Origin of the sequence: Ferroplasma sp., assembly GCF_031200575.1 — an archaeon.
Classification (GTDB): Archaea; Thermoplasmatota; Thermoplasmata; order Thermoplasmatales; family Thermoplasmataceae; genus Ferroplasma.
Window position 1 is genome coordinate 1,594,774 of the sequence record NZ_CP133597.1, and the last position, 21,527, is coordinate 1,616,300.

At 39.7% G+C, this 21,527-nt stretch carries 21 protein-coding genes, 1 tRNA gene and 1 other RNA gene; 14 read left to right on the top strand and 9 right to left on the bottom strand.

The genetic code is table 11. The features are described 5' to 3' along the window. The first annotated feature begins 27 nt into the window (after positions 1-27). Positions 28-1,473, top strand: coding sequence for a menaquinone biosynthesis decarboxylase (locus RE471_RS08425; RefSeq protein WP_309214406.1), 1,446 nt, complete (start codon positions 28-30; stop codon positions 1,471-1,473). On the opposite strand, the gene RE471_RS08430 is transcribed toward RE471_RS08425, so the two are convergent. Beyond that, positions 1,470-2,063, bottom strand: coding sequence for a class I SAM-dependent methyltransferase (locus RE471_RS08430; protein WP_309214408.1), 594 nt, complete (start codon positions 2,061-2,063; stop codon positions 1,470-1,472). The two genes, RE471_RS08425 and RE471_RS08430, sit on opposite strands and share 4 nt — an antisense overlap. 148 nt (positions 2,064-2,211) lie before the next feature. On the opposite strand from RE471_RS08430, the gene RE471_RS08435 reads away from it, so the two are divergent. The 7 genes from RE471_RS08435 to RE471_RS08465 all read left to right on the top strand — a co-directional run bounded on the left by RE471_RS08435 (position 2,212) and on the right by RE471_RS08465 (position 5,928). Next, positions 2,212-2,520 (top strand): hypothetical protein, encoded by a 309-nt coding sequence (locus RE471_RS08435; protein WP_309214409.1) that lies wholly within the window; start codon positions 2,212-2,214, stop codon positions 2,518-2,520. A gap of 4 nt (positions 2,521-2,524) precedes the next feature. After that, positions 2,525-2,746, top strand: coding sequence for a hypothetical protein (locus RE471_RS08440; protein ID WP_309214410.1), 222 nt, complete (start codon positions 2,525-2,527; stop codon positions 2,744-2,746). A gap of 218 nt (positions 2,747-2,964) precedes the next feature. Next, positions 2,965-3,468, top strand: coding sequence for an NTP transferase domain-containing protein (locus RE471_RS08445; RefSeq protein ID WP_309214411.1), 504 nt, complete (start codon positions 2,965-2,967; stop codon positions 3,466-3,468). A 33-nt stretch (positions 3,469-3,501) separates the two neighbouring features. Beyond that, positions 3,502-3,805, top strand: an RNA gene (ffs, locus tag RE471_RS08450) — signal recognition particle sRNA. A 2-nt stretch (positions 3,806-3,807) separates the two neighbouring features. After that, a complete protein-coding gene (locus tag RE471_RS08455; RefSeq protein ID WP_309214412.1) occupies positions 3,808-4,971 on the top strand; it encodes an HD domain-containing protein in 1,164 nt (387 codons plus the stop codon). Between the two features lie 115 nt (positions 4,972-5,086). Further along, positions 5,087-5,689 (top strand): helix-turn-helix domain-containing protein, encoded by a 603-nt coding sequence (locus RE471_RS08460; protein WP_309214413.1) that lies wholly within the window; start codon positions 5,087-5,089, stop codon positions 5,687-5,689. A gap of 62 nt (positions 5,690-5,751) precedes the next feature. Next, positions 5,752-5,928 (top strand): DUF1059 domain-containing protein, encoded by a 177-nt coding sequence (locus tag RE471_RS08465; RefSeq protein WP_309214414.1) that lies wholly within the window; start codon positions 5,752-5,754, stop codon positions 5,926-5,928. Positions 5,929-6,287: 359 nt separating this feature from the next. On the opposite strand, the gene RE471_RS08470 is transcribed toward RE471_RS08465, so the two are convergent. Further along, a tRNA-Leu gene (locus tag RE471_RS08470) sits at positions 6,288-6,372 on the bottom strand. Positions 6,373-6,485: 113 nt separating this feature from the next. Between RE471_RS08470 and RE471_RS08475 the strand changes: the two genes are divergently transcribed. Further along, a complete protein-coding gene (locus RE471_RS08475) occupies positions 6,486-9,158 on the top strand; it encodes an ATP-dependent DNA helicase (RefSeq protein ID WP_309214415.1) in 2,673 nt (890 codons plus the stop codon). Between the two features lie 25 nt (positions 9,159-9,183). Here the strand turns inward: RE471_RS08475 and fdhD are convergent, their stop codons facing one another. From fdhD to fdhF, 3 genes are read right to left on the bottom strand one after another with little or no spacing between them, the layout of a single operon-like run. Beyond that, positions 9,184-10,029 carry a formate dehydrogenase accessory sulfurtransferase FdhD gene (gene fdhD / locus RE471_RS08480; protein ID WP_309214416.1) on the bottom strand — a complete coding sequence of 282 codons (846 nt, stop codon included), beginning with the start codon at positions 10,027-10,029 and terminating at the stop codon, positions 9,184-9,186. Next, positions 10,026-10,457 (bottom strand): hypothetical protein, encoded by a 432-nt coding sequence (locus tag RE471_RS08485; protein ID WP_309214417.1) that lies wholly within the window; start codon positions 10,455-10,457, stop codon positions 10,026-10,028. The genes fdhD and RE471_RS08485 overlap by 4 nt, the downstream gene beginning before the upstream one ends. A gap of 1 nt (position 10,458) precedes the next feature. After that, a complete protein-coding gene (gene fdhF / locus RE471_RS08490; protein ID WP_375379274.1) occupies positions 10,459-13,392 on the bottom strand; it encodes a formate dehydrogenase subunit alpha in 2,934 nt (977 codons plus the stop codon). 191 nt (positions 13,393-13,583) lie between these two features. On the opposite strand from fdhF, the gene RE471_RS08495 reads away from it, so the two are divergent. Next, positions 13,584-14,165 carry a hypothetical protein gene (locus RE471_RS08495; protein ID WP_309214419.1) on the top strand — a complete coding sequence of 194 codons (582 nt, stop codon included), beginning with the start codon at positions 13,584-13,586 and terminating at the stop codon, positions 14,163-14,165. A 29-nt stretch (positions 14,166-14,194) separates the two neighbouring features. After that, positions 14,195-14,650 (top strand): molybdopterin-guanine dinucleotide biosynthesis protein B, encoded by a 456-nt coding sequence (locus RE471_RS08500; RefSeq protein WP_309214420.1) that lies wholly within the window; start codon positions 14,195-14,197, stop codon positions 14,648-14,650. A gap of 21 nt (positions 14,651-14,671) precedes the next feature. Here RE471_RS08500 and RE471_RS08505 read toward each other — a convergent pair whose 3' ends face one another. The 3 genes from RE471_RS08505 to RE471_RS08515 are packed head-to-tail and all read right to left on the bottom strand — an operon-like array spanning position 14,672 to position 18,194. After that, positions 14,672-15,223 carry an NTP transferase domain-containing protein gene (locus RE471_RS08505; RefSeq protein WP_309214421.1) on the bottom strand — a complete coding sequence of 184 codons (552 nt, stop codon included), beginning with the start codon at positions 15,221-15,223 and terminating at the stop codon, positions 14,672-14,674. Further along, positions 15,220-16,974 (bottom strand): molybdopterin molybdotransferase MoeA, encoded by a 1,755-nt coding sequence (locus RE471_RS08510; protein WP_309214422.1) that lies wholly within the window; start codon positions 16,972-16,974, stop codon positions 15,220-15,222. Before RE471_RS08510 ends, RE471_RS08505 begins: the two co-directional genes overlap by 4 nt. Beyond that, the gene (locus tag RE471_RS08515; RefSeq protein ID WP_309214423.1) at positions 16,965-18,194 is read right to left on the bottom strand and encodes a molybdopterin molybdotransferase MoeA; all 1,230 of its coding nucleotides are present in this window, start codon (positions 18,192-18,194) and stop codon (positions 16,965-16,967) included. The genes RE471_RS08510 and RE471_RS08515 overlap by 10 nt, the downstream gene beginning before the upstream one ends. 147 nt (positions 18,195-18,341) lie before the next feature. On the opposite strand from RE471_RS08515, the gene RE471_RS08520 reads away from it, so the two are divergent. From RE471_RS08520 to RE471_RS08530, 3 genes are read left to right on the top strand one after another with little or no spacing between them, the layout of a single operon-like run. Beyond that, positions 18,342-19,331, top strand: coding sequence for a sulfite exporter TauE/SafE family protein (locus RE471_RS08520; protein WP_309214424.1), 990 nt, complete (start codon positions 18,342-18,344; stop codon positions 19,329-19,331). Next, positions 19,318-19,719 (top strand): DUF1634 domain-containing protein, encoded by a 402-nt coding sequence (locus RE471_RS08525; protein WP_309214425.1) that lies wholly within the window; start codon positions 19,318-19,320, stop codon positions 19,717-19,719. The genes RE471_RS08520 and RE471_RS08525 overlap by 14 nt, the downstream gene beginning before the upstream one ends. 41 nt (positions 19,720-19,760) lie before the next feature. Then, the gene (locus RE471_RS08530) at positions 19,761-20,219 is read left to right on the top strand and encodes an N-acetyltransferase (protein WP_309214426.1); all 459 of its coding nucleotides are present in this window, start codon (positions 19,761-19,763) and stop codon (positions 20,217-20,219) included. Positions 20,220-20,253: 34 nt separating this feature from the next. Here RE471_RS08530 and RE471_RS08535 read toward each other — a convergent pair whose 3' ends face one another. Beyond that, positions 20,254-21,468 (bottom strand): methionine adenosyltransferase, encoded by a 1,215-nt coding sequence (locus RE471_RS08535; protein ID WP_309214427.1) that lies wholly within the window; start codon positions 21,466-21,468, stop codon positions 20,254-20,256. Positions 21,469-21,527: the final 59 nt, after the last annotated feature.

The window sequence follows — 21,527 nt, forward strand, 5'->3', positions numbered from 1 at the left end:
TTATATTTAATTAAGGCATTATTGCATATGACTTTTGACGATTTGAATGATTTCATAAAATACCAGGAGGGCAATAATGACATTATAAAGATAAACGAAGAGGTAGACCCGAACCTAGAGCTTACATACATACTCAGTGAGGAGGAAAGGATAGGCAGGAAAAAAACCATACTATTCAACAATGTTAAAGGTTCAAAGATGCCTGTTTTAGGCAATATATTTTCATCCGAAAAGAAGATAGAGGCAATACTGGGTGATACTCCATACAATATAGGCCTTAAACTGAAAAATATAGTCAGGATACCGGACGACACGGAGTCAATGATATCAAGGGGGCTTGAAATGCTAAAGGAAATGAGCGGCATAAAGCCCAAGGTATATAACAGGAAAGGATCGGAGTTTGAGGTGGTTGACCCACGCCTAACTGAGTATCCAATAACAAAAAACTGGCCAAAGGATGGAGGACGTTACATAACAATGCCCGTTGTGATAACAAAGGACCCGGACACCGGGACAAGAAACGTCGGAACATACAGAATGCAGGTCTATGATGATGAAACTGCCGGCATGCACTGGCATATACACAAGGGTGGGGCAGAACACATGGACAGGTATAAACAGGAGGGAAAAATAATGGATGTTGCAGTTGCCATAGGAGTCGACCCTTTAACGTTCTTCTCATCCATAGCACCGCTTCCAAATGGCATAGATGAATTTTCATTCAGGGGCATACTGGCAAAAAAACATTTAGAGCTTATAAAGGGGGAAACAGTAAATCTCGAGTACCCTAGAAGCTCACAGATAGTCCTGGAAGGTTACATAGATCCCAGTGAGACAAGGGTAGAAGGCCCATTCGGCGATCATACGGGATATTACTCACTGGAAGAGGAGTTTCCGGTATTCCATATCAAAAAAATTGTACAGAGGCTTAATCCAATTTATTCCACAACAATAGTTGGAAAATTATGGCATGAGGATGTAAAAATAGGCAAGGCAATAGAAAGAATGTTTTTGCCACTTATACAGATACAGATACCGGAAATTGTGGATATGAATATACCTGAAGAAACCGTCGTAAGCAACATGATAGTTGTATCTATAAGGAAAAGATATCCAGGCCAGGCAAAAAAGGTTATGTTTGCCATATGGGGAACAGGGCAGATGATGTTCACTAAAATAGTTGTTGTCGTTGATGATGATGTGGATGTACATGATATGAAGCAGGTCATGTGGGCAATGACCACAAGGATAGACCCTGTAAACGATGTTTTTATGGTTCCTAATACACCCACGGATTCGCTTGACCATCCAGCAAGGCTCTTCAATCTGGGATCAAAAATGGGCATTGATGCAACCAGAAAATCCCCTGCAGAAAATTATAATAGGCCCTGGCCGGATACCCTATCAATGTCATCCGATGTTGAAAAAAAGGCAGATGAGTTAATCAAAAAATTGGAACAGTCACAGAACTAGGAGGAAAGTTTTGTAAAGCTCAGGGCAATGAATTCCCCTGATGTGTCTACTTTCTTTTCATAACCATCAAAATGGAGGGATTCAGCATATTTCTTTGAGATAGAATGTTTTTTATGCAGGGACACAGGTGACTTATAATTATCTTCCATGAATTCTATGATAAGGAAAGTCCCATTATCAGAAAGCTTTGAGAGTATATATGAAATACTGCTATCCCTGTTTTCCCAGTGATGGAATGACAGTGTTGTAAATATGAGGTCGAATTTTCTATCAAATGGTATTTCCCTGCTGCTTCCAAGTTTGCATGTAGCCTTTATGCCAGCCTTCCCAAAATTTTTATTCTCCACCCTCACCATATATTCTGAGGGATCAACCGTGTAGAATTCTGCATGGGGGAATTGCTTTGCCACCATTACAGATAATCTGCCTGGCCCGGCACCTATATCAAGTATAGATAATGGGGACATGTTTTTTACCTCCTCAATAGTAAAATTGTAAAGCTTTTTGAGCATGCGCCATGCAAAAACGTCATAAAATGATGTTGTAAAGTATCCGAATTTTTCCTCACCATCAGCATAATAATCTTTCATATCTTACAATATTAAATATTGGTTATAAATATGTCTATAATATATTATTGAAAAGTTACAGATGGTTATGGATAGTTTAAACTTATACACATCTAAAGAGATATATATAATGAATAATTTATATAAATATATAAAGGAGGTAATCTAAATGCCTGGAAGAATATGGACCGGTGAAGATAAGTATAATACTATCATGGAATCATTCCAGAATTCTAATATTACCATAGCAGAGATAGGTGTTTCTGAAGGGAACTGGTACAACCCTTGGAATATAGGAGCCTATGCTGAAATTGGGGCGTATTCAAATCGGGCGTATAATTTCAATGGAAAATTAGTATATTCAGGACCGCCATTGTATTTTCCATTTTTAACGTCTGAATCCAAATCAAGCCCAGAATTTGCCATTAGCTTGGTGCTGCATCAATCTGTATGGCCTTCTGTGTCTCCGCCTTGGTGATAAAATGATACAGGAAAATTTAAAAAGACGCAAACAAATAAATGTATACATGGCTGCACTATCGGCCGCCTTGATTTTTGTTATAGGTTTACTTTTTTATTGGATATCTGAATATGGCGCCTTACTGGAAAAAAGTGGGGCATTTTTTAACTTAATTACAGTAATTATACCAGGTATTATTATTGAATATGGATTTATAGATGCATTTTTTATCTATTATCCATGAGGGAGACGTATAGTGGAAGAAAAATACAAAATATACTATATCTGTTGATACTTCTTATTATCCTAAGCTTTTTAGTCCCTGTTTTAACAGATCAGCACATGAAGATTTATTACATTATTCCTGCCGTAATTTCAATATTCCTCCCGATAAGTATGCTTTATAATATCAAGCATGGAAATGTAAAGAAAAACTAAATTATATATTAACCATTAAAGTCTGTGGATGCAATAATAATGGCTGGCGGAAAGGGAAGCAGAATGGGAAATGTTAAAAAAATGCTTCTGAATATTAACGGCATGCCAGTGTTATATGGAATTATTGCCTCATTGAAGGATGCTGGTTTTAAAATAAATATTTGTATCACAAAAAATACAGAATTTCTATCAGATATAAAGGGAACTAATATAATAGTTGGCACTGGAAACTACGCTGATGATCTTAGGTATTCACTGGGCTTATGTTCTGTCCCTGCACTTATTCTTCCAGCAGATGTTATATTTTCAAAAAATCTCTTAAACATTTTCATTGGATTATCAGATAATGTCAGAACTGACATAGCAACCTTGAAGGTAAACGGTGAACTCTCTGGAATATCAATTTTCTTTAAAAGGCCAGAGGATACGGAGCTATCGTATACTAACATAGAAATAGAGGATAATAGTTTCTTCAATCTTAATTATCCGAATGATTATATAAGGGCACGGCAATATTTCAAACAATAGCAAAATTTTTTTAACATGTCTACATTGCTGTTATACTGGACTAGACCGGGGAGCTAGGCCCTCCCTGTGACCCGTGCCGAAATGCGGGGGCGACTGCCTGGCAAGGGCAACCAGGCCTTTGGCAGTCTCCATGGAATCGTAGAGTCTCTGTCCTTTTGGATCGGGGGTTTGCATGTATAACTTCAAAGGAAGATATGCATGCAATTTACCGGGAAAACCCCGCCAGGCCCGGAAGGGAACAACGGTATCCTGGACCATCGATGCTGAGAGGGTGCGGGGAGGAGAGGAAGTGGAGGACGCTACCAAAACACCTGGACTGAACCAGGCGTGTCCAGTATTATGATTATTATGTACAAGATTATCCAGGATCCTGTAAACGGACCGATAAAAATAGAGGGGATATTCAACGAAATAGTTGATTCAAAGTATTTTCAGAGGTTACGGTATATAAAGCAGCTAGGTTTATGCAATACCGTATTTCCCGGGGCAAATCACACAAGATTTGAACATTCCCTCGGATCCATGTTTCTTGCTAAAGAACTTATGGAAGCTCTGGGAATTGAAAGCAATATTCCAGTCCTTGCTGCTTTGCTCCACGATATAGGGCATATGCCATTCAGCCATGGAATAGAAGAGGAGTTTCACAGCCTTTACGGGGTGGTTCATGAAGATATCACAGAGAAAATCATTACAGGATCAGCACAGTATGATGATAGCGATATACCTGATATATTGAAAAAATACGGATATGATCCGAAAGATATAGCAGATGTTGCTACAGGCACATCAAAAAACTACCCGCTGTTTTCTGAAATGGTCAGCGGACCCATAGATGTGGATGAAATAGATTACCTAAGAAGGGATGCACTCTTCTGTGGCGTAACAATGGGACAGATCGATTACAAGAGATTATTCAATACCGTAATGGTGGATGATAATAAGCTGGTGGGGGTTGAAAAATCTATACCAACAATTGAATCCATTATAATAACCAGAATCCTGATGTTCAATACTGTCTATTTCCATAAAACGTGCAGAATAGCACAGAAAATGCTAGGATATGCATATATTGATATGGAAGACAGAAGCAGGGAGGATATAAAGCTAAATGATTTTGAATTTATGGAGAAAATCAGGGTCGGGAATTCCTCATATATGTTAAAACGCATCATGAACCGTGAACTGTTTAAGGTTTCTTATAGGGCAAGTTACACCAAAGAAAAAGTGGAATGCGTTAAGGAGGCTCTGAAAACGTTCAATCCTCATGACTATATATTAGATATAGTGCCACCTCTTTATTTTTCAGGCAAGGGCAGAATAAAGAATTATGCTACAGTATACTTTGGTGGCAGAAAACAGGATATCACTGATGTTTCCTCTATGGCAATGGCACTTTCAGGTGAAATGGAAAACAGGCAGATTATTGTATCGTGTACTGAAAATATATATATCAAAGTAAGGAGCATTCTTAATGAGTTTAACCTGGAAAACAGAAATGGATAGGATAAACGGTAATTATGAAAGACATAGAAGATGGCTTCCCTTAGTTAGGGTATGGGGCTTACCGCTTTCCGGTCAAAAAACTATAATTTATTAACACATAGTTTATAACATATAAATGCCTGCCAACCTAATAGAAATTATACTAACCGCTGAAAAACCATCATGTGAGGTTCTTAAGAAGCTCTCAACAGTTAACGTTAGTGCCAGAATATTCCAGATCAATCCCGGAACAGAGGATACAAACCATCTTCTGGGAATTGAGAATTACTCTAAAAACCGGGAAATTCTCAAGGATGATAATATAACAGTGTACAAAAATCAGAGGGATAAAACATGGATGGAAACAAAAAGCTGTGAAATATGCAGAGCATCAGCGATCTCCAGAGCCATGATAATATCAGTAAAAATTTTTGAGAACCAGAAAGTACAGTATAAGATTCTTTTAAAAGATAAGAATTCATTAAAGAATTTGCAGGAGAGCATTACCGGTATAAAATATGGGTATTATGAAGTTGATGACCATTTGCCGGGGGAATTAACATTGAGGCAGAAAGAAATATTGTACACGGCGTATTCAATGGGATATTTTGATTTTAACAGGAAGATAGACCTTGATGGAATAGCGAAGGAACTGGGAATAAGTAAAAAGTCTGTACAGGCAACATTGAGGCGTGGCATAGAAAAGATAATAGAGGAATACATTTTTAATAATCTATAAATGCATTACACATGTGATATGCCTATTTTTAATATTAAGGAATAATAAGTGATGTGATAGAAATGGGATACGAATTTAAATGCAAGGATATAGGGATGGATTGTGGATTTGACGTAAAGGCTGACTCTGTGGACCAGTTAATACCGGTAATACAGGCACATGCAAAGAATGCACATGGAATAAACGAAATAACCCCCGAACTGTTTGAGAAGGTTAAATCCGCAATAAAAGAATATTAAATAATTTTTTTATTTTTTAAATTACAGTGTAATTCATTATCACGTTAGATAACTATTATTCAACTAAAATTATTAAATTTTTATATTTATTGTTTCAATATATAATAGTATTTTCAGCTACTATATGAGGATTAATTCCATCAATTGATATTATATGTTATTCTGTTGCTTATAAATGATGATTTCTCTCTTTCTATTTACTATTAATACTGCAGATCGATGTTATATTGCTTAAGATTAATATAAAAATCTCTTTATAAGGATAATAAGCCCATATGAGGATTATCTCATATTTTTTCAATAAGTTTAGTTCTTAAATTTTTGACAGGAATATTCAACATTCAAAATCTTTATATTTATGCAGAGGACGGGATTTGAACCCGCGAACTCCTTCGAGACTAGACCCTTAATCTAGCGCCTTTGTCCTAACTCGGTAACCTCTGCTCTTGTGTATCATTTTTACGTATATTAAGTTTAATCAAATAATTCATTAAAAAATCTATTTGCAACCCATGAAAACCTTATAATTTATTAAACAGTACAACATTAGATTCTAAATGATAAATAAGGATACTCTTGTAATATCAAATCCAGGCACAGGTAAAACAACCAGGATAGCAGATGAGGTGGTTCATCTCATAGAGGAAGGGGTATCACCGGACAGTATACTTTGCATTACATTCACAAATAATGCGGTAGCACAGCTCCAGGATACTATAAATAAGAAATTGCTTTCAGCCAAAATTACAGGATATACTGCCTATGATATAAACATATATACGTTCCACGCACTGGCATTCAACCATCTACCCGGTATTAAATCAGAAAATTCCATTATTTCATACAATCTCGCCAGGTATCTTATATATAAAAAATTGAGGGAGCTGAAGGCCTTCAATTACGGCCGTGATTACGTGGTTAATGAAATAGTTCCCAAGCTGGAAAATGCCATAAGGTACATAAAAAGTTTCGGCATTACTCCGGTAGATATAGAAAATCATAGGGAGGAGATATCAGAAAATATAAGGGAAAAATTCTCTACCGGAAGGGTAAGAAATATTAGTGGTGATGAGGAACAGTATTTATTTGATTATTTTTACCAGGCTTTCAAATACTACGAGGAAAAAAAGGGAAATCTGGACTTCAATGACCTGCTTTTTGAGTTTCAGAAATTCCGTGGAAAGAAGATCTATAAATATGTGTTCGTGGATGAACTGCAGGATATTAATGATATAGAGGCATCAATTGCAAAATCCTCCGGAGAGATAAAATTCATGGTGGGGGACAGAAAGCAGTCTATTTTCGGATTCCAGGGTGGTGCCCTATCTGTATTCAATTCTCTGCTTGCTGATGAAAGCGTGGCAAAGGAAAATATGAAAACAAATTACAGGAGTACAGATACAATCCTGAAGTATTCCAAAAATTACTACATGAAATTCGAAAAAGATGCAGGAGAACTTGAGAACTTCAGGGGTGTGCATGAGAGGGGTGATAAAGTCACTATAATACAGTCTGAATCGCCTGAGGAATCCCTTATTAATAGGATATCAGAAATAACCAGCCATGATGGCACAACCGGAATAATTGCAAGGACAAACGCCCAGATAGATATGATTTCAACACTCCTTGATAAGTATAATATTGATTATTCCAGCGATTCAAATGTACATTCGGTAAACGAGGCAAAAAGGGACATTACCTTATTTCTACGTGGGATTTTCTATGATGCGAATGATGATATTCTCTCTGCCATGGTAACACCATTCTCAGGGTTACCTCTCAAGGAGGCATTTGAAATTTCTGAATCTTTGCAGGGTGATGACAGCACCATAGACAGGTTCGACCGTGGAAACCCATTTTTTTCACTGAGGAACATGGGGCTATCAAGGGAGGGGATAAAAAAACTATTCGACACAAGAATACTGCCTGTGGCAGCATCAATCAGCCCGGAATATTTCTTAACAGCATCCACTGTTAAGTCTTCCATTGATGAGTTTTTTCAGGGCGAAAAGGAATATACAAGAGAAAACTTCTTCGACTTCCTTGATTTGTCATACTCAGAAAATGGCGTTAAAGCCAGCAGGTCAAAACTGGTTCTTACGACTGTGCATAAGGCCAAGGGCAGGGAATTTGACCGCGTTGTATATTTGCCAAAAAAACCCAGGGTATCAGACGCATATATAGACCTTATAGTTTCATCCATAATAGAAACAGTTAAGGGCATAGACGTAGACGATGAATTAAAAAACGAAAGTATAAGAATTGATTTTGTTGCATTTACCAGGGCAAGGGAAAAATTGTGGATATGCGCGTCCACAAGGGAGGCACCAACCTATCTCATACCTGAATATTCAGATCTGGTTATAGATGAGGCTTTCAGTGAAAAATCCCCTGTGCCCGATAAAACAAAGTATGATGAGGCATACTTTCAGTTTGTTTCAGGAAACCATGAAGCTTCAGAGAAGATTATTAAGCAGAATGATGGCTGGCTCAGGGAAAAAATATATGAATTTTTCAAATCAAAAAACGTCCTATCCTACTCTCTTATAAGCCTGGACAACCCTTACTGGCTCCTAAAAAATAATATTTTAAAATTGAATGAAAAAACAGAGGCCCTTTATTATGGGTTAAATGCCCATGAGATGGCGGAATCACTTTACAAGGGAGAAATCCAGGAGGAAATATTATCCATGAAGGACAGAAAAGTGCTTGACAATATAGAGGCTGTCATAAATCAGATAAAATCCACATATGGTGTGGATCAGATAGAATCAGAGGTTTCTGTCATAGCAAGGGTAAATCAGATGTTTCCGGAGTTCTCTGATGAGCCCGATTCAATAATGTTCTATGGAAAACTTGATGCAGTATTCGGGAACGGAAAGAAGTATGTAATCCTTGATTATAAAACAGACAAAACAACTGAGAGATCATCGCATCACAGGGTACAGCTGCTTGCTTACCGTATACTTTATGCCATAAAGAATAGCATAGATGTAAATAATATCGATATTGCCATAGGTTATATCAGCCTGAGGGGAAAAATAAATACCGGTGAAAATTCTAATGGAATAGACTTCAGGCAGCCAGATAAAAGATCTTTGGAACAGTTAAAAAAATATATCAGCAGATTCCTGAGATATAAAAATAACCCGGATGAGTTCATTTCAGATTATTTAAGTTATCCCTGCGATGATACGCTCTACAGGAGGCTTGCGGACCTGCTTAAATAATAGAAATATTTACTAGTTTAATATATCAATTGCATGAAGTCTGCGAATAGCCATTTCTAAGTTCTATACGCTCACCGTGTGTGTATAAGTTAAACCTGTTTCCCCTGACAAATGATAGAAGAGTAATATTGAACTCATCGGCCAGTTCAACGGCAAGTGAGGATGGTGCTGATACAGAGCTCACAACAGGGATGCCGAACATTGCGGCTTTCTGCAGTATCTCAAATCCAGCCCTGCCACTTACCTGAAGCACCGCCTCCGGGTTTCTTTTCATTCCCTTCAGGATCATGTTCCCTATGGCCTTATCAACTGCATTATGCCTTCCAATATCCTCACCCATTGAAAGAACATTTCCAGAATAGTCTATAATAGCAGCCGCATGGATTCCGCCCGTGCTGTTAAATATTTTCTGTGACCTTTTCATTATTTCTGGCATTTCTAGGATATCCTCATAATTCAGAACACTTTTATTTTTTATAAGCTCCCCAGATTTTACAAATATATCATCTATATTGGTTTTGCCGCAGACACCACAGCTGGAATTTACATAGAAATTCCTCCTGCCCAGAAGATTTTCCTCGAAATCAGAAACTTCAACCTGGACTATATTGTTCCTTTCTGAAATTTTTACTGAATTTGAATATTTAATTTCTTTTATGCTGTTCTCCTTCACTATCCCCTCTGTAAATAGAAATCCAGCCGCAAGTGAGAAATCGTCCACAGGAGTCCGCATTATAACTGATACGCTGTATTCAATTTCATTATGGATTATTTTAATTTCCAGTGGCTCCTCCACAGTGATCGTATCGGTTTCTTTTTCAGGAAGTCCGTTATTGACCCGTAATATTTTTCTTTCTATAAATCCGCTCATTTTTTCTCCTGAAGGCCGGACAGTATCTTCAAAATCAGGGTTATATATCCTGCAACAGTTTTATCGTTGAGCATCCTCATGATATCCATAAGCCCCTTATCCTGAAGCTTGCCGGCACTATTTATAGAATCACCCAGGCGATTCATCAGGTTAACAGTCACATCTGGATCAAGTTTTGATAGGAGGTCAAATATGCTCATAATATTTGTAATCGATTTTTTTGTTGTGTCAGAGTTAAACTGGTCTGAAAACGTGTCCATTATAAACTTATAATTTGCTGCCATGGCGTTAATCAGTGTAAGAAACCCAGAATCGTTGAGATTCTTGATCGTTTTCAGAAAAGACCCAAGGCTTTCCCTGTATTCATCCGGTATAAGCGAATCCTCCTCAGTTTCCTTTTCCTCAATATATTCTATAGGTTTAGACATTTTAATCATCCGTTAATTTTACATAATCCGATCTCTTCCATTTCTCGCCAACCATTATCCCCTTCTGTGGATGCGGGGTCCCGTACCTTGAATTGTTAGCAGGTAATGGAGTTCCACCATTGCCCTTCAATTTTTTGATTTTCACGGGCAATTCCTTATATGATGGTGTGTCTGAGTCAGGGTCCCTGTTATAGGATGTGAGAAGGTTTACAGTAGCATCATCAGAAGCTGCATTCATTGGCATATAAAGCTCATTCCCACTTACCCTTTCAGTGATGAGGGCGCGGAGTTTTATGCTCCCCCATTTTGAAATAACGCGAACATAATCTCCTGTGTTTATTCCATACTCATCTGCAAGTTTCTGTGATATTTCCAGGAATGTATCCGGAACCTTTTCTTTTATTCCCTCAGTTTTGAAGGTTTCATTCCCCTCGTGGAAATGCTCCAGCATCCTGCCATTATTCAAATGTAGTGGATACTCCTCAGATATGGAAAGTGGCGGCCTGTATGAAAGTGGGTAAAGCCTTGCCTTTCCATCTGGGAAATTGAACCTGTCCGAATACAGGTACTCTGAGTCCTTACCGTCCACCATTGGCCACTGAAGGCTTTTGAATCCCTCAAGCCTTTCATAGCTTACCCCATTGAATATGGGTGATAGAGAACAGGCCTCATCCATTATCTCAGAGGGGTGGCTGTAATGCCAGCCAGCCCCAAGGGAATTGGCTATTCCCTGTATAATCTCCCAGTCCGGCCTTGTTTCACCGTATGGTTCCATAACCTGGTAAATTCTCTGTATGCGCCTTTCTGTGTTAACAAATGTTCCCTCCTTTTCAAGGCTCACCGATGCAGGTAGCACAACGTCTGCATACTTCGCAGTTTCAGAGAAGAATACGTCCTGGACAACCAGGAAATCGAGTTTTTCCAGTGCATCCCTCGTCTTTCCGGCGTCGGGGCCGGTGGATGCAATCTCCTGACCAATAACGTACATTGCCTTGACCTTATCGTTGTCTATATTTTCTATGCATGATACATTATCAATGCCGGGTTTTCTTGAAAGTTCAGTATTCCACGCCTTTTCAAACTTTTTAACAGCCTCCTCGTCCTTTATTGGCTGGTATCCCGGAAGATATGTTGGCATTGATCCGAAATCACTGGCACCCTGCACATTGTTATGCCCCCTCAGTGGATATGCACCTGTTCCTGGCCTGCCATAATTGCCTGTTACTAGAAGCAGGTTGGAAATGGCCGTTGATTCATCTGAACCTGCGGAGTGCTGGGTTATTCCCATTGCCCACAGTATGCACATGCTTTTTACACTGTGTATCATTTCAGCCGTTTTTATGATCTTATCCTCAGGAATTTTTGTTATTTTAGATGCGTTTTCCAGAGTAAATGTTTCAAGGCTTTTACGGTACTCATCGAAGTTGTTTACCCTCTTTTCTATGAACTCTTTGTCGTACCAGCCCTTGTCTATTATATATTTAGAAAGTGCAGATAAAAGCACTATGTCTGTACCGGGTATAGGATGGAGATAAATATCTGCCCTTTCCGCCATTTCGTTTTTCCTGAGGTCAGAAACTATTAATTTCTGATTATTGAGCTTATGTGCCCTCTTTACCCTGGTTGCAAGCACTGGATGTGACTCTGCAGTGTTAGCCCCCACAATCATCACCAGCTCTGACTTATATATGTCCTGGATAGATCCGGCATCCCCACCGTAGCCAACCGTTCTCCAGAGCCCGGTTGTGGCAGGCGCCTGGCAGAATCTTGATGAATTGTCTACATTGTTGTTATGAAATATCTGCCGGGCAAGCTTCTGCATTAAGTATGATTCCTCATTAGTCCCCTTCGAGGATGCTATAAACATAACTGATTCGTTTCCGTGTTTATCTGCAGCCTTTTTCAGTCCCTTTGCGGCAAATTTTATGGCCTCATCCCATGATGCCCTGACGAACTCACCGTTCTTTCTTATAAGTGGATATTGCAGGCGTTCTTCACTGTTAACAAAGCCCCAGCCAAATTTTCCCTTTATGCATGTTGATATGCCGTTGGCAGGTGATTCAACCTCTGGCTGCACCTTCAAGATTTTTCTACCCTTGGTCCACATTGTAAAGGAACACCCGACACCACAGTACGTGCATACGGTCTTGGTCTTTTTTATCTGCTCCTCCCTCATTTTTGCCTCAATATTGCTGATTTTCATTATCAAGCCATTTCCCACGGGCTTTTCAAGGTCCTTCCCAAATTCGATTAGATTGTATTTTGCCTTTCTGGTAAGTGACGTAAAATAACCTGCCTCTTCCAGCATTGATTTTTCCATTAATGCGTTTACCGGGCATACTGTAACGCAGTGGCCGCACGATACACATGAGGAATCATTTATCGCCTTTCCGTCGTCCCATATAACACGAGGCCTTTCAAGGGACCAGTCTATATGCAATGTTTCATTAACCTCTACATCCTGGCATGCCTCCACGCATCTTCCGCATAGAATGCACTGATCAGGGTCATACCGGTAAAATGGATTGGTTGAATCCACTTCATATCCCTTGGTTGTAAACGGATATTTCTGCCTGGTAACGCTTAGCGTATCCACAGCACTGTGAAGGGCGCAGTCTCCGTTATTATTTTCACAGACAGTACAGTAAAGGTCATGGTTGTGCAATATTCTATTGACTGCCTCTACCTGCCTTGCCTTAACTTCAGAATCATTATACTTCACATGCATGCCATTCCTGGCCTTTGTTGAGCATGCCCTCAAATATTTGCCATCCACATTTACTATGCAAGTATCACAGGATTCTATTGCACCCAGGGCAGGATTGTAGCACACATGGGGAATATCAATGTTATTCTCCATCATTATCTGCAATACTGTTTTATCCCGGTCTGCATTGAATTGAATCCCGTCAATAGAAATTTTCCCTGCAGCCATGTTATCACAATTATACAAGGATTCATTATTATTTATATCTTATGGTACGGGGATTTCTTACTTCTCATGTTTTTGGTCATACCGTCCATAATATTTACAGGCTTCAGTGAATTTCCTATGTTCACCGCATTATATATGCAATATGTTTAACAAAATACAAGTGCTTAAATACGACTAATGATTATAAAATTATGATAGCTGCGGCTTTACCGCCTCTGGCGGTTGGGTTCTTCGGTCTGGGAATCGGTTATTTTGTTTTTGGAGGGGCTACATTTTTCAAATACCCAAGGGAAAGCAACGAAAACATTAACCATGCCATGGGTTTGTGGGGTATCTTTATGCCTGGATTTATGCAGTTCCTTACCGGAACATATATATTTCTGGGATTGACTGTATTCACTGCATTCAGGTCTTCACCAATACTGTACATGGCCGGGCTCGCATTCACTGCTTATGGTGTACACTGGTTTGCACTTGGATATAACAAGTACAAAAATGCAGATACCACAGTGGATGGATTTATGGCGGTGGGTTTTCTGTGGATTTCAATAATAGGGGCACTTGTCTTTGGTCTCGGGCATGATATACCGGTAATGATCCTGTTCATACTTCTTGCCTTTGTGTATATCAATGATATACCTGCAAGCCTGATGCACTCATCTTCATGGGGGAGGGCCAAGGCATTCTTCCAGCTGGTTACAGGCACATGGCTTATGTATCTTACCTTTGCCGCTACATTGAACTTTGCACTGGGATACCACCTGTTCCTTTAAAATTTTATATTAATTTACAATACAATTACATGAAAATTTTTACATTTTTTGGATCCTCTTCATCTGGAAAAACCACTGTGATTGAAAATCTTATTTCTATCCTTTCCGGAAGGTATAAAATAGTTTACATAAAGGACATCCCCCATGACAACATATCACTGGATACCAGTGGAAAGGATACATGGATAATGGAAAACGCCGGTGCCCATGCAACTTACGGGCTAATGCCAGGAAGAACATATAGAATGGTAAGGGAGCGTATGGAACTTGACAGAATAATCAATGAAAATAGGGATTATGATATAATTTTTATAGAAGGTTTCAGGGACTATGGAAATGGCACCAGATTTCTTGTCCTCGGCAATGAGGATTATTTAAAATACGGATACAATTATATTATAAAAGCCAACAACGGCACCTATAAGGGCGAATGCATCGCCTACCCTGAAGAAATCGCCAGACTCCTTGATATTATTGCACAATAATCTGGAAATTAATATATTCTCTTAAAGACTGCCACCACAGAGAAGCCTTCTTGCCTCATAAAGATCAGAGATATAATTGATGCTCTGTAATTGATTGCCACCGACATCAATAGTTTCTATGCCAGAGATACTAAGAAACCTGCTTATACTTTCACCGCCAGAATTCCTGTACTCTTTCATGGATTTATAGAGCTTTTCGGTGTAAATGGTAAAGAGAGGCTGGTAAAATCCACCAGATATGCATGCAATAGCTTCTCCATGGTAATTGCTAATTATACTGCGAATCAGTGATGCATCTATATATGGCATATCCCCACCAACTGCCAGGAATCTCCTGTATTTTTCAATGCAATATAGAATAGAATCAATGAGGATGCCGCCAGTTGCATCATATTCTGTCCTGCAATATTTCGATGATACCGATGGGTCCTTTGTAAAAAGTATTATTTCATCGAATAAACTGGATTGGAGAATTATCCTTGAAACCCTCTCTATTAGCGGTTCCCCACACAGATCCATTCTGTGCTTACCCATGAGCCTCTGGCTTTTCTTTGCGAAAACTATTGCTATCATTTATTTGCTCCAGCGAGGGATGCAAAGGCATTTTTCAGGTCTTCGTATCTCCTGCTGTCCTTATTTATAATTACATGGAATGGCATACAGCCTTTCTGTTCAAACTCCAGAGAGTAAAGTTCAGCATATTGCCTGTATGTTATTCCAGCATCACATCTTCCGTTTCTTACGTAATCACAGATAATTTCCGGGTTGTCAAGGTAGGTTATGTCATTAGGCCCTGATATTCCTTCTGAATATTCATAGAGCCCTGAACCCTGATACATAACCGCCATGGTTTTATAATTACCATGCCTGTAGGCAACTCCATATGGGATTTTGAATGTTGCTGAATCGTAATAATTGGCCATGTCAGGCAGTTCCCTGTAGTTCCATAAATAAACATCTGCATCTCCATATGCCATTGACCTAACAATTTCATTCTTTCCCGCCTCAACAAATGTAGATATATCAAGTATCCCACCGGGAATATGCTCCATGGCGGGAAGGTACTGACCGTATAATAAAATCTCTGGGATTTTTGGAGTAAATAGTTTCACGCCCAAACTGGAATGGCGGGGAAGATATGATGAATCTGAATGCACTATGGAAAAGCCGGCTGCCCTGCTTATTCTTGATATTGAACCTGAATTGCCGGGTACCTGATAGGCATAATATGACCCGGCGCGGTTGACCAGTTTTAAAAGAAGAAGATCGGTATTGCCCTGGTGAAGATCAATACGATCCCCCGATATGGCATTTATTTCAGTGTAAGAAAACATATGGCCGGCCATTGAGAATAGTGCCGGGATAACAAGGGAATAAAGTATCATCATGGATGATACCGGAAATCCCGGAAGGCCGAAGATCAATTTATCTCCTGATTTTGCAAATATTGCAGGCTTCCCGGGCTTAACCCTAATTCCATGGAAGATTATTCCCGGTTTTTTATCACCAAGTATAAGGTAAACCATATCATGATCTCCGGCAGAGGTGCTACCGATAGTAATGGTTACATCATTCTCTTCTATGGAGCTATCTATAGCATCCTTTATTTCTGAATAGTCATCCCTTATGATTCCATAGTTCCTGACTTCAAATCCGGGATGCCTTTTAAGCTCAGAATACACAGATATACTGTTTGACTCATAGATTTTGCCCTCTTCATATTCCTGGCCCGGATAAAGCAGCTCATTCCCTGTTGATACTATGCCTATCCTGATCTTCCGGATTACATTTACAGTTCCTATTCCTGTAGATGCCATCACAGCAATGCTCCTCGGGTCTATGATTGACCCCCTGCCAAGCAGCCGTTCACCCTTTATTACATCAATGCCGGAGTTGGAAAGCTCGTGAAAGCGCCCTATCTTATTGAAGAATAGGATACGGTTTCCCTCTGTTTCTGTATCCTCAAATGGCACCATGGCATCGGCGCCCAGCGGAATAACGCCCCCAGTAGGTACCTTTATGCATTTTCCATTCCCGGGGAATTTAACTGCCGGTTCTCCTATACTGGTTTCACCGGAAAGCTCCAGTGATACGGGAGCATCCCGCGATGCAAAAGCAAGATCAGATGCAATCACCGCATATCCATCAACCTGGGATCTGGAAAAAAGTGGAAGATTGCTGGCGCTGAATATATCCTCAGCAGATATCCTGCCACAGGAGTCGCCTATCTTTATCCTTTCTGTTTCTGAAATCTTTTTAGAATTAATCCTTATCTTTTCTTCAGCTTCCCTAAATTTTATAAGATTATGAAAAATCATTCCCATTTTATATCACCTATTACATTGATTATTATTCTGCTACCCTTCTCCATGCCCTCCAGGTTTTCACCTATTAAGGTAAAGGAATTTCCCATGAGAAGCGAGGATATCCTTCCAGAAGCCGTTGTTTCCAGTGGCCTTGCATACAGTTCTCCCCCTTTCACAAATGCATTCATAACCTGAAATGTTGTAAATCCTGTTTTGTTATGTATCCTCTCCTCCAGTATTGCCGGGGCTTTTTCTGTAATCTCTAGACCAAAAGCATTCTGTACATATCTGTTTACAAAAATTAGAGAGGACATAAGGGCAGCTACAGGAAGGCCTGACACTGATAGAACCGGCATATTATCCACATTGAACAGGGCTATAGTCCGTCCAGGCCTTATGGAAACACCTGAAAACAGCATTTTGCCCAGTCTGGATATTGCATCAGTGGTTAGGTCTTTCCTTCCCAGGCTGCTTCCTCCTGTTACTATAATTATATCGCATTTTTTCCTGATATTTGATATCTTTTCTATTATGGAATCCACACTGTCATCAGCCATGCCACCATCTATTATATCCATGAATGCCCGCCTGTAAAATGATCTTAATAGGGACCCCGTGGAATTATTTATCTGGCCAGTTACCAGTTCCCTTCCGGTATTTACAATGCCGATTGTAATATTCCGGTACACGGTGGCTGATTTAATGCCTGCCGCAGTCATGGATGAAATGTTCTGGGGCCTTATTATGGATTTCTCTCCCAGTATAAGGCTCCCCCTGCTTATATCCTCCCCTATTGAAGCTACATTTTCCCCGGCAAGTACCGGCGAGTAAATGTAAATATAATCGCCAGATTGTTCACAATTTTCAACCTTGATTACGGCATCTGCACCTTCTGGCATGATGGAACCTGTATAGATTTCCCTGCATTGCCCATCCTTAAGCGGGTATCCTGCACCACCTCCTGCCATATTCACACCGGAGAGCTCAAGCCTTGCAGGGTTATGATCCGAGGCATTGGATGTATTTATGTGTTTTACAGCGTAACCATCCATGGCAGCCTTATTCTTATCAGGAATGTCCATAGGTGAAAATACACTGCATGCAGAAATTTTACCTGCAGCATCCTCAATATTTACCCTTTCACGGCCGGGCAAATGCCATGGCACAGCATCGAATATGGAAACTGCCTCACTGTATGGCAGCAAACTTTCAAACCGCTCCATAATACGTTTTACCATAGGCTTACGTAGTGTTATTTATTCTTTGTATTAATGTTTATAGCCAGTTTAACAGAATAAAGCATAGTTGATGGCCGGCAATTTATTCCATAGATAAATATAATATCTATCAATAAATAATAAATATGGTTAAGTAATAAAGTGTAAATGACATTAATTCTGATAATTGTCAAATTCCTTACAATCGTCTTTGGTTCTATCATTGCTGGATTCATAGGATCCCTTACTGGTCTTGGGGGCGGGACAGTTCTTGTGCCAGTTCTTACGCTTTTCTACGGCATACCTTTCATCTTCGCAGCAGGTGCAAGTCTGATATCGACAATAGCAACCTCAGCTGGTTCGGCAAGTGCGTACACGAAGAAGAAGATTGCGAATATAAAAATAGGTATTGGCCTGGAGATAGCAACAACCACAGGTGCTATTGTAGGCTCCCTGACTCTTGTTTTTATAGATAAGCATGCCCTCATCTGGGTTGTATATGTGATCTTCGGGCTGGTTCTTCTGTTTTCCCTTATTCCTACTATCAAGAAAATAGGAAAGGAGGTGCCGCCGGAGATGAAACCGGACTGGAGCACTAAGTTATTCCAGCTAACGGGGTCTTATTACGACGAGAGGCTTAGAAAAACAATAAAATATCACGGTGTCAGATGGTGGCTTGGAGAAATAGTCATGTTCTTTGCGGGATTTGTTTCCGGGCTTCTGGGCATTGGATCCGGAGCATTGAAGGTTCTGGGAATGGACTGGGCAATGAATCTTCCAATGAAGGTTACAACCACATCCAGCAATTTCATGATAGGAATTACGGCTGCAACGGGCAGTTCAATATACTGGTATGAGGGATATATAAATCTGTTTATTGCAGCAGCCACGGCAATAGGCGTTCTTATAGGTGCTTTTTTCGGTGCTAAAGTTCTGGTCAGAATTTCCAATGAAAATATAAGATGGATATTCTTTGCAATTTTATCTTTCCTGGGATTTGGCATGGTGTTCAAGGGGTTGCACCTGATAAATTTCCTGATAACCTTTTCACTGATGATACAGTTCTTTATATCTGTGATAATATCTATAGTTTTAATAGGTTTGCTATTCTATAATTCAAAAAGAAAGGAATGGGTGAGAAAAAATGCGAAATCATGATGATGAAGTAATTATAAGCTATTTCCTGAGGGCAGGAGTTCTTATAAGCGTATCTTTTATTATTGCAGGTGTTATAATACTGTTTGCCAAAAATGGAGGGGATGGGTTTACACTTTCCCAGATGTCCAGTTACAATTATGCACTTGCACACGGAATAGATTCCAGGTCTGTGTCACTAAATAAAATTTTATCTGGTCTTTCAGCAATCGATGGGCTTTATTTCATAACGGTAGGGCTCTGGGTTCTCATATTCACGCCCATAACAGTGGTCTTCATAGGATGGATTTCCTTCCTGGATGATAAAAACTACCTTTATGTGGGAATGGCATCCATAGTGCTTTTCAACCTGTTCTTTGCGATGCTTGTTGTACCAAGATTTCTTATATAAAATTGGAAAAATTATAATATTTTATACCAATACAATGCCATATGGCTGCAGGTAATTCATTTTTTGGATTTGCCAGGGGATTCGAGATCAGGGATAGCGAAAGCATAATGGAGATAATTAAATGTTCCCTATCTGAATATTACACAAAATCACTGATACTGGATCTTTACAGATCGTGGCCACAGGCTTTCATAGTGTACGATAATTTCGATTCAGTTGTAGGATTCATAATAGGTGCAAAATATTCCGGGACTGAGGGTAGAATCCTCCTGTTTGCAGTTAAAAAATCCTTCAGGGAAGCTGGGGTGGGACAGGCCCTATTAAACAGGGAATTGCAGGTAATGACTGGTGCCGGGCTTTCTACAGTAAGGCTGGAGGTAAGGACAGACAATGAAAATGGAATTAAATTTTATAAAAAGAATGGCTTTTCAATAATATCCACGCTGAAAAATTATTATTCTGACCTGTCAGATGCATACTTAATGTGGAAAATAATTTAAAGTACAATATGGAATTTTAGAAAAATTATAAAAATCAGAAGACCTCTGCCTTCCCGTCAACAAACATCTGCGTAAGCTGATCTATATGTGCCAGCTTGTCATCGGCTATTGCCCTGATGTTGTTTTTGTGTTTTGATGGGTCAACATTGTCCTCATATATGAGCTGCAGTGATGCAACATGGGGCTCATCCACAGGCCTGCCTATCTGTGATACTATTCTTACAAGGACTTCTTTTATGTCTCCTCCTTCTTCCTCTACAACCTTTGAGGCGATCTGGTTGGAAAGCACATTGTAAAGTTTGCCTACATGTGTTACAGGGTTCTTGCCCGCAGCTGCTTCCATGCTCATGGGCCTGTATGGCGTTATAATACCGTTTACCCTGTTGCCCCTTCCAACCGATCCATCGTCCCCGTTTTCCATTGAAAGCCCGGTAACGGTGAGGTAATACACACTATCAGATTTTACATCCCCTGTATTGACATATACCTGAAGATCATTATCTGTGTATTTCATTGCGTTGTCCTTGATCTTGTCAATCAGCTCTTCCTTTATGGAGTTGTATTCAGTGGGGTCTTTAACATACTTATCTACATATGCTGCGGCAACTGTTAGGTTTATTGTCTTGCCCTTCCTAAATCCCATAACCTTTATATCGTAACCTATCCCGGGAAGGGATTTCTTAAGATCGCCATTGATGTATTTTTCAGTAAGCTTTACTATGCTTTCTGTGTCTGTAAATGGCGCAAAACCAACACCAAAAGATGTGTCGTTTGCCTTGAATTTCCTTGTGTCGTACAGTCCTCTCAGATCCACTGAGCCGTTGCCGATCCTTGAATCTATCATTACATCGGAGTCTATATCAAGATCCGGGAAATGCTCTCTAAGATAGTCCTTTGCTGATTTTATTGCTATTGACTTGACCGGTATCCTCTCATCTCCAACTGTTGCTGTTGCACGCCCGCTCAAAAGTATATATGTGGGCTCCAGTACATTTCCGCCCTTGAACTTTGGATCTGCCTGTCCGCCAACCACTTCAACCTGATCGGTATTGTGGTGCAATATCCTGCCGTACTGCTTAATGTAATATTTGCTCAGGGACCTGCTAACAGATTCTGCTATTCCATCTGCAACACTGTCAGGATGGCCAATGCCCTTCCTTTCAACAATTTCTACTTCTCTGCTCATGGTAGGGCTCTGCTTTATAGCCTCTACCTGGATATTTCTTTCCTGCTTTAACTGTGATTCCATAAGGCACAGATGGGTATAAGTTTTTAAACCTTTTGTCTTTACACCCTATAAATTACTGA